The 14,459-nt window shown below is 71.6% G+C and carries 13 protein-coding genes; 7 read left to right on the forward strand and 6 right to left on the reverse strand.

Annotated elements, in window-relative coordinates:
* Window positions 1–22: 22 nt before the first annotated feature.
* Together glgA and AB0D27_RS05395 are read right to left on the reverse strand one after the other, a co-directional pair.
* A complete protein-coding gene (gene glgA, locus AB0D27_RS05390; RefSeq protein WP_362502380.1) occupies window positions 23–1,174 on the reverse strand; it encodes a glycogen synthase in 1,152 nt (383 codons plus the stop codon).
* Between the two features lie 74 nt (window positions 1,175–1,248).
* Window positions 1,249–1,998, reverse strand: coding sequence for a (2Fe-2S)-binding protein (locus tag AB0D27_RS05395; RefSeq protein WP_362502260.1), 750 nt, complete (start codon window positions 1,996–1,998; stop codon window positions 1,249–1,251).
* Window positions 1,999–2,208: 210 nt separating this feature from the next.
* Between AB0D27_RS05395 and AB0D27_RS05400 the strand changes: the two genes are divergently transcribed.
* Entirely contained in the window at window positions 2,209–3,411 is a 1,203-nt protein-coding gene (locus AB0D27_RS05400) for a DMT family transporter (RefSeq protein ID WP_362502262.1), read from the forward strand.
* On the opposite strand, the gene AB0D27_RS05405 is transcribed toward AB0D27_RS05400, so the two are convergent.
* Window positions 3,401–4,564 (reverse strand): transglycosylase family protein, encoded by a 1,164-nt coding sequence (locus AB0D27_RS05405; protein ID WP_362502264.1) that lies wholly within the window; start codon window positions 4,562–4,564, stop codon window positions 3,401–3,403. The genes AB0D27_RS05400 and AB0D27_RS05405 overlap by 11 nt on opposite strands.
* 262 nt (window positions 4,565–4,826) lie before the next feature.
* Here AB0D27_RS05405 and gndA point away from each other — a divergent pair, with 262 nt between their 5' ends.
* Window positions 4,827–6,266 (forward strand): NADP-dependent phosphogluconate dehydrogenase, encoded by a 1,440-nt coding sequence (gene gndA / locus AB0D27_RS05410; protein WP_362502266.1) that lies wholly within the window; start codon window positions 4,827–4,829, stop codon window positions 6,264–6,266.
* A gap of 449 nt (window positions 6,267–6,715) precedes the next feature.
* Here the strand turns inward: gndA and AB0D27_RS05415 are convergent, their stop codons facing one another.
* Genes AB0D27_RS05415 through panD form a run of 3 tightly spaced genes read right to left on the reverse strand, consistent with a single transcriptional unit; the run spans window position 6,716 to window position 8,206 of the window.
* The gene (locus tag AB0D27_RS05415; protein WP_362502268.1) at window positions 6,716–7,390 is read right to left on the reverse strand and encodes an aspartate/glutamate racemase family protein; all 675 of its coding nucleotides are present in this window, start codon (window positions 7,388–7,390) and stop codon (window positions 6,716–6,718) included.
* Window positions 7,390–7,734, reverse strand: a complete 345-nt coding sequence (locus AB0D27_RS05420; protein ID WP_362502270.1) for a GNAT family N-acetyltransferase — start codon at window positions 7,732–7,734, stop codon at window positions 7,390–7,392. The genes AB0D27_RS05415 and AB0D27_RS05420 overlap by 1 nt, the downstream gene beginning before the upstream one ends.
* A gap of 52 nt (window positions 7,735–7,786) precedes the next feature.
* Window positions 7,787–8,206, reverse strand: coding sequence for an aspartate 1-decarboxylase (gene panD, locus AB0D27_RS05425; RefSeq protein ID WP_362502272.1), 420 nt, complete (start codon window positions 8,204–8,206; stop codon window positions 7,787–7,789).
* A gap of 214 nt (window positions 8,207–8,420) precedes the next feature.
* Here panD and AB0D27_RS05430 point away from each other — a divergent pair, with 214 nt between their 5' ends.
* The 5 genes from AB0D27_RS05430 (at window position 8,421) to hypF (ending at window position 14,459) form a co-directional block, all read left to right on the forward strand.
* The gene (locus AB0D27_RS05430) at window positions 8,421–8,789 is read left to right on the forward strand and encodes a low affinity iron permease family protein (RefSeq protein WP_362502274.1); all 369 of its coding nucleotides are present in this window, start codon (window positions 8,421–8,423) and stop codon (window positions 8,787–8,789) included.
* Window positions 8,790–8,907: 118 nt separating this feature from the next.
* Window positions 8,908–10,623 carry a hydrogenase maturation protein gene (locus AB0D27_RS05435; protein ID WP_362502276.1) on the forward strand — a complete coding sequence of 572 codons (1,716 nt, stop codon included), beginning with the start codon at window positions 8,908–8,910 and terminating at the stop codon, window positions 10,621–10,623.
* 50 nt (window positions 10,624–10,673) lie between these two features.
* A complete protein-coding gene (locus AB0D27_RS05440) occupies window positions 10,674–11,267 on the forward strand; it encodes a hydrogenase maturation protease (protein ID WP_362502278.1) in 594 nt (197 codons plus the stop codon).
* 76 nt (window positions 11,268–11,343) lie between these two features.
* A complete protein-coding gene (gene hypB / locus AB0D27_RS05445) occupies window positions 11,344–12,054 on the forward strand; it encodes a hydrogenase nickel incorporation protein HypB (protein ID WP_362502383.1) in 711 nt (236 codons plus the stop codon).
* Entirely contained in the window at window positions 12,051–14,459 is a 2,409-nt protein-coding gene (gene hypF, locus AB0D27_RS05450) for a carbamoyltransferase HypF (protein ID WP_362502281.1), read from the forward strand. Before hypB ends, hypF begins: the two co-directional genes overlap by 4 nt.

A 14,459-nucleotide genomic window follows, 5' to 3' on the forward strand; every position in this document is an offset into this window, starting at 1 on the left:
CTGAACTACGCCTGTCCGATGGTTACCCCGGTTTGCGGACTTCCTCGTACAGCTGGACGGTCCGTCGGGCCACCGTGTCCCAGCCGAACTCCCCCACCGCGCGCTGCCGCCCGGCCTCGCCCATGCGCCGGGCGCCTTCCGGGTCGGCGAGCAGCGAGTCGAGTGCCCGCGCGAGCCGCGCCTCGAAGTCGTCCCCGACATCGACCAGCAGGCCCGTACGCCCGTCGTCGACGACCTCGGGGATACCGCCGACCCGCGAGGCGACCACTGCCGTGCCGCAGGCCATCGCCTCCAGGTTGACGATGCCGAGCGGCTCGTACACCGAGGGGCAGACGAACACCGCGGCGTGCGTGAGCAGTTGGATGACGTCCGGGCGCGGCAGCATCTGCGGGATCCAGTGCACACCTTCGCGTACGCCGCTCAGCTCCTGGAAGAGATCGCGGAACTCCCGGTCGATCTCCGGGGTGTCGGGGGCACCCGCGCACAGCACCACCTGGGTTGCCGGGTCGATGTCCCGTACGGCGCGCAGGAGGTGGGGCACGCCCTTCTGGCGGGTGATGCGGCCGACGAACAGGATGTACGGGCGAGTGGTGTCGAGGCCGATGCGGTCGAGGACGTCCGTGCGGTGGTCCGGCTGGTAGAGGGAGGTGTCGATGCCGTTGTGCACGACGCGCACCCTGGCCGGGTCCAGGGCCGGATAGCAGGTCAGGATGTCCTCGCGCATGGCGCCGGAGACGGCGATCACGGCATCCGCGGCCTCGATGGCGGTGCGCTCGGCCCAGCTGGAGAGGGCGTAGCCGCCGCCGAGCTGCTCGGCCTTCCAGGGGCGCAGCGGCTCCAGCGAGTGGGCGGTCATGATGTGCGGGATTCCGTACAGCAGCTTGGCGAAGTGGCCGGCGAGGTTGGCGTACCAGGTGTGCGAGTGGACGAGTTCGCGGCCTTCGAGGGCGGCGGCGATGGAGAGGTCCACGGAGAAGGTGCGCAGGGCGTCGTTGGCGCCGTCGAGCGAGGGCCAGGGCCGGTGGCGTACGACTCCGCCGGCGGCCCCCTCGCCCCAGCAGTGCACGTCCAGTTCCGTGAGGCTGCGCAACTCGCGTGCGAGGAACTCGACATGGACGCCCGCACCGCCGTACACATCCGGCGGGTACTCCCGGGTCAGCAGTCCCACTCGCACACAGAACTCCCCGTCATAGCGGCTGGTGCCCTTCATGGTCACTCAGTTGGGGCGGTTGGGGAAGACCACATCCGTCAGGAACGGCCCGGCGCGAGCCGCGGCGGGCGGTCGAAACAGCAGTCCCCGCAGAGCCCGCCGCCGGGCAGCCGGTAGTAGAGGCAGCAGCTGCGGCGGCGCAGCGTCCGGGGGGCGAGGGTGCCGGCGAGGTCGGGGTGTGCGAGGAGTCCGGCGGCGAGTGCCCGGGTCCGCTCGCTCACGTCCGTACGGCCGTTGGCCGCCGCCCAGCGGTCGAGCCCGCGTACCGCGCCGGCCAGGGCCGAGCCCGCGTTGCCCCACAACAGGCCTGGTGAGACGCGGTAGCGGGAGCGCAGGGCGGCCGCCAGCGGGGCGAGGTGACCGGCTCGTACGACCTCGTCCAAGTCGGTGACGGGCAGGGCGCGCACCTCGGAGAGCCACAGATCGTCCGGCGTGCTGCCGTCCGGATCCCAGCGCAGCAGCCGCGGATCGAGGTCGGGCAGCTGCCCGTACAGCGCCGCGGCGCCGAGCGCGATCGACCACAGCCGGGCCGCGAGGGCCTGCTGCGCCACCGAGACCGCGATCCGCGATTCCGGCGCGCGCAGAGCGTGTGTGATCTTTTGAACGCGAAAAGTCATCGGATCCGCGCGAACATCCTCGTGGGCATCACCCGGTGCCGCCGTGTACGCCTGGGCGAGGGTGGGCAGAGTGCCGTGCGGTGGTACGCCGGTGCGCAGGACGAAGAAGCCGCCGAGCGAGCCGAGCGCCGCGAGTTGGGGGTCGAGGTCCACGAAGAGCAGTAGTACCAAGCCCCCTAGGGGTTTCCACCAGCGGGTCCGCACCCTGTGTCGCCCACCCTGGGGAGGACAGCGGGCGATTCGTACTCCATCGGCAGTAGGACCCAATGACTGCTCAGGGACGACGACGCGAACTAATTCGCGAGGCATCGTTGTTTGCATGCAAGCCGACCGTTCGTCGCGCCGGGCTGAGCGCCCACGCCGTACGCAGAGGAGGGACACATGAGCGCCCTCGCTTTGTCCGTGCTGCTCTCGTTCGTCTCCGCCGTCGCGTACGCGGGTGGCGCGATCGTTCAGGAGCAGGTCGCCCTGACCTCGCCCGACCAGACGTACGCGCCGCTGCGCAGGTCGAGCTGGTGGGCCGCGGTGGCGCTGAACGGCCTCGGCGGACTGCTGCACGTGGTGGCCCTCGCCTACGGCCCGCTGAGCCTCGTACAGCCGCTCGGCGCGCTGACCATCGTCTTCGCGCTTCCCATGGCGGCCCTCTTCGTCGGCCGCAAGGCCGGAGCGACCGCCTGGCGCGGCGCGATCATGGCCACGGTGGGCCTCGCGGGCCTGCTGTCCCTGGTCGGCGCGACAGACGCCCAGTCTCTGGGCGGCACCCAGCGTGTGGTGCTCGCCGTGGTGGCGGGCGGAGCGGTGGCGGCCCTGATGGCGGCGGGGCGGGCCGCGCACCGGCACCCGGCCGTGCGCAGTGTCCTGCTCGCGGTCGCGGCCGGCATCGCCTTCAGCATGTCCTCGGTGTTCACGAAGACGGTCGCGGTGGACTGGTCGCAACAGGCCTCGCTCGCCGATCTGTCGAGCCTCGGCGTGATCGGTGTCTTCGCGACGGCCGGCATGCTGCTGTCGCAGGCCTCCTACCGGGGCGGCGGTCTGGCGGCGCCGCTGGCCACGCTCACGGTCGTGAACCCCGTCGTGGCCGCCGCCGTCGGCATCACGATGTTCGGCGAGACCTTCCGCTACGGCAGCACGGGCACCGCTCTCGCGCTGGGCTGCGGCGTCGTGACCGCGGGCGGTCTGATCCTGCTCACGACGGAGCGGATCGGCGGCGTCGCCCGGCCGGCGACCGCGGCCTCCGAGTTCGCGGCCGAGTCGGCCGCCGACAGCGACGCCCCGGCTCCCTCGGCCGTCGTCCGCTCGGGCCGGGTGCCGGTCGCGGAAGACCCGGACCTCGCGGCTCTCACGACCGCCGAGGCGGAGGTCGAGGAGCTGCTCGCCGCGGTACCCGAGCAGCGTCTCGACACGGTCGGCGACGACGTCTTCGTACCGGCTCCGCTGCTGATTCCGGCCGCGGCGACGGCTGCGGCGGAGGACCCGGCGGAGGACTCGGCGGATGCCCAACTGCCCTACTACGCGGCCCTGTACGGCGCGCCCTACGTACCGGTGCCCTTCGTCAACAGCCACCGCACCCGCGTCAAATCCTGACCCCGCCCGCCCTCAAGTAGGCCACCGGGTCGATGTCCGTACCGAAGCCGGGTCCCGTCCGCACCTCGAAGTGCAGATGCGGGCCCGTGCTGTTGCCCGTGGTCCCGGAGCGGCCGATGCGCTGGCCGCCCACCACGCTCTGCCCCGCCTTCACGGAGATCGCGGACAGATGGCCGTACTGCGTGTAGCGGCCGTCGGCGTGCCGGATCACCACCTGATAGCCGAACGAGCCGCCCCAGCCCGCGCTGACGACATGACCTGCCGCGACCGCCTTGACGGACGTGCCGGTGGGCACGGGGAAGTCGACGCCCGTGTGATAGCCCTTCGACCAGGACGAGCCGGCGGCCCGGTAGGGCGTACCGGTCGCCGCGTTCACGGGAGCGATGAAGGAGGGGGCCTTCCTGGCCCCGCCCGAGGTGGACTTGTCGGCCGTCTTGTCCGCCGAAGTCTTGTGCCTCGGCGTCGGCGTCCGCGTCGGCGCGCTCCGCGCGTGCGCGGGTGTCCCGGCCTTGCCGTGCAGGTTCAGCCGCTGGCCCGGGAGGATCAGGTCCGGGTCGGAGCCCACGGTCCCGCGGTTCGCGGCGTAGAGCTGCTGCCAGCCGCCCTGGAGGTGCCGGGAGTCGGCGATGCCGGAGAGGGTGTCGCCGTGGACGACCGTGTACATCTCGGCGGTGCCCGCCTGGGACTGGGGCGTGGTCTGCGGCTTCACGTCCCGTACGGAGCGCTTCGTCGTCCGGGGCGAGGTGCCGGACGGGCCGATGTCAGGGGTGTCGCCGCCTCGGGTCAGGCCCGCGCGCACCGAGCACACCGGCCAGGCGCCGGGCCCCTGCCCGCCCAGGACCTTCTCGGCGACGGCGATCTGCTGGTCCTTGGTGGCCTGGTCCGCGCGCTGTGCGTAGACCTTGCCGCCGTAGGCCTCCCACGTGGACTGGGTGAACTGCAGCCCGCCGTAGTAGCCGTTGCCCGTGTTGATGCTCCAGTTGCCGCTGGACTCGCAGGCGGCGACCTTGTTCCAGGTGCCGACATCGGCGGCGTGGGCGACACCGGTCGCGACGAGCGGGAGCGCGATACCGGCTCCGCCGACGGTGACGGTGAGTGAGGCGCGGTTGATCCTGTTCGGCTGATACCGACGGTGCCGACCGCGTACGGCCATGAGCGAGCCCCCCTCGACATGCGTCAGGAGCGGCCAAAGTAAGCGCCGTCAACAAGCCATGACAAGAGGGCAATCGGTCGTCGCGAGTGGCCGAAAATCACCGCCGTACGGCCTTGTCGACCGATCAGCCACGGAGGGTTTCTTCTGCGCACCCGCCCCCGACGCGTCAGGATGGCCGGGGGCAATACTGACGAGCAGGACCGGCAGCACTGACGAGCACTACTGGCATCACCGATTCCAGGATCTCTTAGGAGCCAAGCGTATGAGCACTTCCGCCCAGATCGGCGTCACGGGTCTCGCGGTCATGGGCCGCAATCTCGCCCGCAACTTCGCCCGCAACGGCTATACGGTCGCCGTGCACAACCGCACCGTCGCGCGGACGAACGCACTGGTCGAGGAGTTCGGCCACGAGGGCGAGTTCGTGGCGGCCGAGACCGCGAAGGAGTTCGTGGCGGCGCTGGAGCGGCCGCGACGCCTGGTGATCATGGTGAAGGCCGGCGATCCGACCGACGCGGTGATCCAGGAGTTCGCCCCGCTCCTGGAGCCCGGCGACATGATCATCGACGGCGGCAACGCGCACTTCGCGGACACCAGGCGCCGAGAGCGCGCACTGCGCGAGCAGGGCATCCACTTCGTCGGCACGGGCGTCTCCGGTGGTGAGGAGGGCGCGCTGCACGGCCCGAGCATCATGCCGGGCGGCTCCACCGAGTCCTACGCCTCCCTCGGTCCGATGCTGGAGAAGATCTCCGCCAAGGCGGAGGACGGGGCGCCGTGCGTCACCCATGTCGGCCCCGACGGCGCCGGGCACTTCGTGAAGATGGTCCACAACGGCATCGAGTACGCCGACATGCAGCTGATCGGCGAGGCGTACCAGCTGCTGCGCGATGTCGCCGGGTACTCCCCCGCCGAGATCGCGGACATCTTCCGCACCTGGAACACGGGCCGGCTCGACTCGTATCTGATCGAGATCACGGCCGAGGTCCTGTCGCATGTGGACGCGGCGACGGGCAAGCCGTTCGTGGACGTGGTCGAGGACCGGGCGGAGCAGAAGGGCACGGGCCGCTGGACCGTGCAGATCGCGCTGGACCTCGGTGTTCCGGTGTCCGGCATCGCGGAGGCGGTCTTCGCGCGATCCCTGTCCGGGCACGCCGACCTGCGCGCCGCCTCGCGGGGGCTCGCCGGTCCGAAGGCCGCTCAGCTCGGCGAGTCCGAGGCGGGGGCCTTCGCCGACCGGGTGGAGCAGGCGCTGTACGCCTCGAAGATCGTCTCGTACACACAAGGGTTCCACGAGATCGCCGCGGGCAGCGACGAGTACGACTGGAACATCGACCTCGGCTCGGTCGCCGCCATCTGGCGTGGCGGCTGCATCATCCGGGCGGCCTTCCTGGACCGCATCCGCGCCGCCTACGACGCCCGGCCCGACCTGCCGAGCCTGCTCTCGGACGAGACGTTCGCCCAGGAGATCGCGGCGGCCCAGGACGACTGGCGCGAGGTGCTGGTGGCCGCCACCCGCCAGGGTGTACCCACGCCGGGCTTCTCGGCGGCCCTCGCCTACTACGACGCCCTGCGCGCCGAACGCCTGCCCGCCGCCCTCACCCAGGGGCAGCGGGACTTCTTCGGGGCGCACACGTACCGGCGGACGGACAGGGAGGGGTCGTTCCACACGTTGTGGGGCGGCGACCGGTCGGAAGTCGAGGCGTAGCTCCCCTCGCGGTAGCCGTCACGGTCCCCTACCGCGGGCTCGTGGCGGCTTCCGCGCGCTTGGGACTGCCGGCCGCGCCGACGGAGTTTCGGGATGAGGAACTCTCACCCCTCTGTGAGGCTTGTTGTCAGGAGATCGGCCCCGGTTGGGGCTCCGGTTCCGGTACCGGGTCGGGCCCCGGCGGCTTGGGGATGGGGGAAGGCGACGGGACGGGCTCCGGCGAGGGGTGGGGGCCGGGGTCCGGGGTCGGGTTGGGGGTCGGGTCCGGGAAGGGCTGCGGGCGGTCGGGGCCGGGCCCGGGGGTCGGTCCCGGCTTCACCGGGTCGGGGAACGGATGCGTCATGGTGTCCTCCAGCCAGTCGGTACGTCGGCCCTGGACTTGTCCCACGCGTACCCGGCCGCCGCGCACCCACTCACCCCCTCGCGCGCGCGATGGGGACCAGGTGGGCCTACTCGGCGTGCCGGTCTCGAACGGCGTCCGCTCCGGCGGCGAGGCCGGGGCGGGGGCTCGACAGCACAGGGGCCGAGGTCGCGGTCAGGAGCTGGGCCGGGGCCATGGACCCCTGGGCGAGGACGATCGCGTCGGCGTCGGTGACCGCGTCGGCGGCGGCGGCCACGCAGCGGGCGTAGCCGTCGATGTCGCCCGCCTCGAACAGGGCCCACGCACCCCCGACCACCACGGTACGGACGTCGACGGGGCGACCCGCGCTCCGGGCCTCCTCCTCGACGAGGGCGACCGTCGGCCCGAGGGTGCTTTCGAGCGTCGCGAGGACGACGACGCGCGGGCCCGCGGCCACCGCGGCGGCGGCCATCGGGCGGTCCGCGCGGAGCACCGGCACCCCGGCGCCGGACCGCTCCGCCACGGCACCGATGGTCGAGCAGGTGCACAGCACGGCCCGCGCGCCCTCGGCGACGGCCCGGTCGAGCACCGCCCGCACCTCTTCGGCGACCGCGTCGGGGCCCTCGCTCCGGGCCCGCGTCAACAGCTCCTCTGCCACCAAGTGCCGCAGTTCGAGGCCCTGATGGTCCTCGTCACGCAGCGCGTCGAAGACGGGGACGTGCAGGGGCGAGGTGTGCAGCAGGGCGAGCGGACCGGACCGGGACATCAGGCGAGGTCCGGTCATCAGAAGCGCCCCGGGTGCGCCTTGAGCCACTCCGCCGCCGCGTCCAGCAGGTGCGGGTCGGCCGCCGGGGCCTCCTCGGGATGCCGTGCCGCCCACTTCACGACGTACGGGCACAGCGGCGCGACCACGACGCCCTCGCGCGCGGCGATGGCGTACAGCTCACGGGCGAGGGAGCCGGCGATGCCCTGCCCCTCGTGCTCGGGTTCCACGATGGTGTGCACGGGGACGAGGGCCCGCGCGGGTGCTTCGAGGACGAAGTACTCGATGTGGCCGACCACGTCGTCCCCGGCGAACGCCTCGAGGCGGCCGCCCGGCCGGTCGTCGCGGATCTCGATGTCGCTCATGGGCACTCCTCGGTCTTCGGGTCCTCGGCTCCTGTGAATCCCCGGCCGGTGTTCAGACGGTGACGGCCTGCGGGCTGCGCTCCTGGTCCGAGCCCGGCACCGGTTCGGACGGATCGGCACCGAGGGCCACGATCCGGTTGTCGCGGTCCACGTGCACGACCCGCGGCCGCAGCGCCCGCGCCTCGGCGTCGGAGACCTGAGCGTAACTGATGATGATCACCAGGTCTCCGGGATGGACGAGATGGGCCGCCGCTCCGTTGATGCCGACGACTCCGGAGCCACGTTCACCCTCGATGACGTACGTCTCCAGGCGGGCGCCGTTGGTGATGTCCACGATGTGCACGAGTTCGCCGGGCAGCAGATCGGCGGCGTCGAGCAGGTCGGCGTCGATGGTGATCGATCCGACGTAGTGCAGGTCGGCCTGGGTGACGGTGGCGCGGTGGATCTTGGACTTGAACATGGTACGCAGCATGAAGACACTCCTGGACCTTGGCTCCCTGCCTGCGTTTTTGCAGGTCAAGGGCGGTTTCCATGATAATCCCTGCCGTCCTGGCGGACGCCGGACGACAGCACCAGCGTACGGGGGCGCCTCTTCCCGCACACCGAGAGCCGTGTCACCCTGCCGGCGGTCGGGGTCCCGGCGTCGATCGCCGGCGCCACTCACGGGATCGGGTAAGCCTTGATCCATGAAAATTCAGAGTCCCGCCGACCGCGGCGGTCCTGAGCGGGGCAGGTTCGAGCAATTGGCGGAGCACGCTTCGAATTTGACCAGCTCTCCGCTCTTCTTTCTGATCTGTCTCCTGCTCGTCGCGTTCTTCATCACGTCCCACGCCGTGCGCCTGCCTCTGGAGTGGCTGCTGCTCGCGGGGGATTCCATGAGCGCGGTCACTCTTCTGCTGCTCGCCCTGCTCAAGAACTCGGAGATGCGGGCCGAGCACGCCATCCAACGCAAGCTCGACGCGATCGCCGGCGCCCTGATGGACATGAGCAAGGACAAGGAAGGCCGTGCCTTCAAAGAGCTCAAGGACTCGATCCGCATGGAGGAGGAGACGTAAGGCGCTGCCTCGTCAGCGCCTCGGTGCTGTGGAACATCGCGGCATCCGACCGGAGGAATTCTCGCGCTGGGCCGTTGCGGTCCTTTCCGGCGGGAGCCCGGCGGGCGATGCTGCCCCCATGGACATCCTGCTCGTCGCCAGCGCGTTCAACAGTCTGTGTCAACGGGTCCACGTCGAACTCTCCGACCGCGGTCACCGGGTTGATGCCGTACTGGCCGCACACGGCGACGACGCAGTACGGCAGGCCGTTCGGGAAGTCCAGCCGGAACTGATCATCGCGCCGATGCTCAAGACGGCGATCCCCGAGGACGTGTGGAGGGAACACACCTGCCTGATCGTCCACCCTGGGCCGCCCGGCGACCGCGGCCCGTCGTCCTTGGACTGGGCCATCGCCGACGGCGTGGCGCGCTGGGGAGTGACGGTTCTGCAGGCCGAGGCCGGGATGGACGCCGGTGATATCTGGGCCACGGTCGCGTTCACCGTGCCGCCGGTGGGCAAGAGCGACCTCTACCGCAACGAGGCGTCCGACGCCGCGGTGACCGCGGTCCTGCTGGCCGTGCAACGTTACGCCGACGGCTCGTTCAAGCCTCAGCCGCAAAGCGACCCCTCGGTCCGCGTCACCTGGCGTGACTTCCACCGGCAGGAGCAGCGGCGGATCGACTGGCACGGCGACAGCACCGAGACGGTGCTGCGCAAGCTGCGCGGCGCGGACTCCCAGCCGGGCGTCCTCGACGAGTTCCTCGGCCAGGAGGTCTTTCTGCACGGCGGCCACCTGGAAGACCAGTTGAAGGGCCGGCCGGGCGAGTTGCTCGCGACCCGGACCGGCGCCGTATGCCGGGCCACTCGGGACGGGGCGGTCTGGATCCCGGAACTCCGGCCGCGCCGCGGCTCCGGGGACCCCGCCGCCTTCCGCCGACCCGCGACCGCCGTCCTCCGTGACCGACTCGGCAAGGTGCCCGAGGTGCCGGCGCCGCTCGAACTGCCCACGGACCGGCGCACCTGGGCCGACATCCGCTACCGCGAGCACGGCGAAGTCGGCTTCCTGACCTTCGGCTTCCCCGGCGGCGCGATGAGTACGGACCAGTGCCGGCGTCTGCTCGCCGCCTACCGGTTCGCCCTCGACCGGCGCACCTCGGTTCTCGTGATCGGCGGCGCACGCGATTTCTTCTCCAACGGCATCCACCTCAATGTCATCGAGGCGGCCGCGGACCCAGCCGGCGAGTCCTGGAGCAATCTCAACGCCATGGACGACCTGGTGGAGGCGGTGCTGCGTACGACGGACCGGCTGGTGATCGCCGCGCTGGGCGGCAACGCCGCCGCGGGCGGAGTCATGCTCGCACTGGCCGCGGACGAGGTGTGGTGCCGTGCCGGTGCCGTACTGAATCCGCACTACGCCCGCATGGGGCTGTACGGGTCCGAGTTCTGGACGTACACACTGCCCAGGCGCGTCGGCGAGGACGACACCGTACGGCTGACGAGCCAAGCCCTGCCGGTGAGTGCCGCCACCGCCGTACGGCTGGGCTTGGCCGACCGGCTCGTCCCTGCCTTCCCCCACGCCTTTCTGGCCGAGGTCGACCGGCTGGCCGCGGCACTCGCCGGCGCGGCTGACCTCCGGCAGAGGATCGCGGCCAAGGAAGCGGCGCGTCTGCGTGACGAGGCGAGGCGGCCGCTCGGGGAGTACCGCCGTGACGAACTCGCCCGTATGCGCCGCATCTTCTTCGATCCCGACGCGCCGTATCACGCCCTTCGTTCGGCGTTCGTCCGGAAGGTACCGAGCGGATCGGCCCGGCCGTTGTCCCGCCCGAGCCCCTTCGCCGGTCTCTCCACGCCGTAGGCACTCGACCCGTCCGGCCCCTCGCGCGAACCTACTGTCAGGAGAGTTCGGTGACGCGTCCCCAGCGTCTGCTTGTCGCCGGTGTCGGCAATATCTTCCTCGCGGACGACGCCTTCGGGCCGGAAGTGGTCAACGCTCTCAGCCGGCGACCGCTGCCCGCTCACGTCGACGTCAGGGACTTCGGCATCCGTGGCATGGACCTCGCCTACCAGCTCCTGGACGGCTATGACGCCGCCGTCCTCGTCGACGCCGCGCCTCGCGGCCTTCCACCGGGCACGCTCTCGCTGGTCGAGCCCGACATCCCGGACACCGATACGGCTCGGGCCGTTCCGGAAGCGCACGGCATGGACCCCGTGAAGGTGCTCGCTCTGGCCGCGCACCTCGGCGACGGCTCACTTCCCCGCATCGTCGTCCTGGCGTGCGAGCCCGAGAGGCTGCCGCGCGGTGACGAGGACGTCACCGTCGGCCTCAGCGCGCCGGTGCGCGATGCCGTCCAGCGGGCCGTGCCGGTCCTGCACACGGTGGCCGGGCTGCTGCTGACGGACGCGAACGCCGCACTGTCGTTCGGCCACTCGGAGGAAGCTGGGGCCCCGCACCCGGCCAGTCCCCGGGGAATCGCGGCAGCCGCCAAGGAGGATCGCTAACGGCCTTCCCTCGCACCCCCGCCCCTGCCGATGACTCGCGATCCACCCTCCCCTCCCCGAGCAAGGAGCACGCATGATGTGCCGGTCCGTGGACGTCAAGCAGGCCGTGCTGGCGAAGAACGACGGCTTGGCCGCGTCCCTGCGCAGCGAGCTCGCCCGGCAGGGGGTCACCATGGTCAGCCTGCTCTCCAGCCCGGGCAGCGGCAAGACGGAACTGCTGGGGCGCGTTCTCGCCCGGGCGAGGGAGCGGGACATCCCCGTGGCGGCACTCACCGCCGACCTGGCCACCGAGAACGACGCCCGCCGACTGGCCCGCTCCGGTGCGCCGGTGAAGCAGCTCCTGACCGACGGACTGTGCCATCTCGAAACCCAGCAGGTGCGCGGCCACCTGGAGGGCTGGCTGCCACGGGACACCGCGCTGCTGTTCGTGGAGAACGTGGGCAACCTCGTCTGCCCGGCGTCCTACGACCTCGGCGAGACGCTGCGCGTCGTCCTCATGGCCGTGACCGAGGGTGAGGACAAACCACTGAAGTACCCCACTGCCTTCGGTTCCGCCCATTTGGTGGTGGTCACCAAGACCGACCTGGCCGAGGCCGTCGACTTCGACGAGTCCGCCTTCCGCAGGCATGTCGAGCAGGTCAATCCAGGTGTGGAGATCGTGCGTTCCTGCGCCCGCGACGGCGACGGCGTGAACGTGCTGCTGGACCGCGTGCTCGCCGTACGACACGGCGCGTCTTCGCACCGGCCGCCCCTGTCCCTTCAGCCGCACACGCACGCCGCGTCATGACGGGAGACACCCTGGCGTCAGTGCGGCGGCGGGTCACCGTGCGCGGAGTGGTGCAGGGCGTCGGGTTCCGGCCGTTCGTGCACCGGCTGGCCACCGAACAGGCGTTGGCCGGTTTCGTCACCAACAACGCGAGCGGCGTGCTGATCGAGGTCGAGGGCCCGGCCACCAGCGTCGATCAGTTCTGCGACCGGCTGTCCCGGGAGCCGCCCGCTCTGGCGACCGTGACCGGCATCCGGTGCGCGGACACCGCCGCCACCGGCGCGACCGACGGTTTCGTCATCCGTCCCTCCGAACCCGGCGAGGGACGCACGCTCCTGCCGCCGGACACCGCCACGTGCGCCGACTGTCTACGGGAGCTCCTCGAGCCCACCGACCGCCGCCATCGGCACCCGTTCATCACGTGCACGCACTGCGGTCCCCGTTTCACCATCGTCTCCGCGCTGCCGTACGACCGGGACTTCACCACGATGTCGGCGTTCCCGATGTGCCGGGTGTGTGCCACCGAGTACGGCGATCCCGGTGACCGGCGCTTCCACGCGCAACCCGTGGCCTGCCACGACTGCGGTCCCCGCCTCCGTTTCGTCCCGGCGGCCGGCAGCGGACTGAGGCCGGCCCTCGGCGAGGACGCGCTCACCACGGCACGCCGGCTGCTGGCCGCCGGCGGGATTGTCGCCGTCAAGGGCATCGGCGGCTACCACTTGGCGTGCGACGCGTCCGACGCGACGGCCGTGGCCACGCTGCGGGCCAGGAAGGAGCGGGGAGACAAGCCGTTCGCGGTGATGTGCCGGGACCTGGCCACCGTCGAGGGGATCGCCGACGTCTCCGACGCCGAACGCGCGGCCCTCACCAGCACGCGGCGCCCCATCGTGCTGCTCCGCCGGCGCGTCGGACCCCGGGGACATCAGCTCGCTCCCGGGGTCTGTCCCCGCAGCCCGCACATCGGCGTGATGCTTCCCTACGCCCCGGTGCACACCCTCCTGTTCGGGCTGCCCGGTGATCCCCCCGGTCCGCGTGTGCTGGTCATGACGAGCGGCAACCGCTCCGGCGCGCCCATCGTCACGGACGACGAGGAGGCCCTGACCCGACTGAGCGGCCTGGCCGACGCCTGGCTGGCCCATGACCGCGTCATCGAAGTCCCCTGCGACGACTCGCTGTTGCGTGTGCGGTCCGATGGGACCGAGCAGGTCCTGCGCCGGTCCCGCGGCTACGTTCCCCGCCCGCTGCGCCTGCCCGTCTCCGTCCACCCGGCCCTTGCCGTGGGCGGCGACCTGAAGAACGCCCTGTGCGTCGGAACGGGCCAAGAGGCCTGGTTCGGCCCGCACATCGGTGACATGGGCGAGTTGGCCGGCCTTGACGCCCTTGACCGAGCGGAGCGGCATCTGCGGCGCCTGACCGGCGTGCTGCCCGGCGTCGTCGTGGCCGACCGGCACCCGGGTTACCACTCGGCACGGTGGGCACGCCGGCACGCCGAGGGGATGACGCTCCGCCTCGTGCAGCACCATCACGCCCACATCGCCTCCGTCATGGCCGAGAACGGCTTCGACGGCAGTACGCCCGTGATCGGCGTCGCCTTCGACGGCACCGGCTACGGAGACGACGGCACCGTGTGGGGCGGCGAAGTGCTGCTCGCCGACTACGACGGGTTCCGCCGCTTCGCCCACCTGGCACCGGCTCCCCTGCCCGGCGGGGACGCGGGGGTGGCGAACCCGTGTCGGGTGGCCCTCGCCCGTCTGCACGCCGCGTCACTGCCGTGGGACGGCGACCTGCCGAGTGTCTCCGCCTGCGAGCCGGCCGAACGTGCCGTGCTGGGACGCCAGTTGGAGCGCGATCTCGCGTGCGTGGCGACCTCCAGCATGGGCCGGCTGTTCGACGCCGTCTCCTCCCTGACGGGTCTGTGCCACCGCTCGGGCTACGAGGCTCAGGCCGCGCTGGAGCTGGAGGCGGCGGCCACCCAGGCGTGGCACGGTGACTCGGGGGCGTACCCCTTCGACATCGTTCCCAGCCGCCGCTCACCGCGGACGGGAGCGCCGGCACCCTTGCTCTTCGATCCCGCTCCCGTCATGCGCGCTCTGACCACCGATCTGCGGCGCGGCACACCGCGGGCGGTACTCGCCGCGCGCTTCCACCGGGGCGTCGCCGACGCCGTCGCGGAGATCTGCCGGCGCGCTCGCGGCGCCACCGGCATCGAGACAGTCGCCCTCACGGGCGGGGTGTTCGCCAACGCGCTACTGGAGGACGCCTGCACATCCCTGTTGACCGCGGACGGATTCACCGTGCTGCGGCACACGCAGGTCCCGCCGGGCGACGGCGGGCTCGCACTGGGCCAGCTGGTGGTGGCGGCGCGTGAACGACCGCCCGAGCAGGGCCGAACAGCCGACCGGCAGGACAGCGACAACACGGAGTGA

Origin of the sequence: Streptomyces sp. NPDC048415 (genome assembly GCF_040651675.1) — a bacterium.
Taxonomy (GTDB): Bacteria; Actinomycetota; Actinomycetes; order Streptomycetales; family Streptomycetaceae; genus Streptomyces.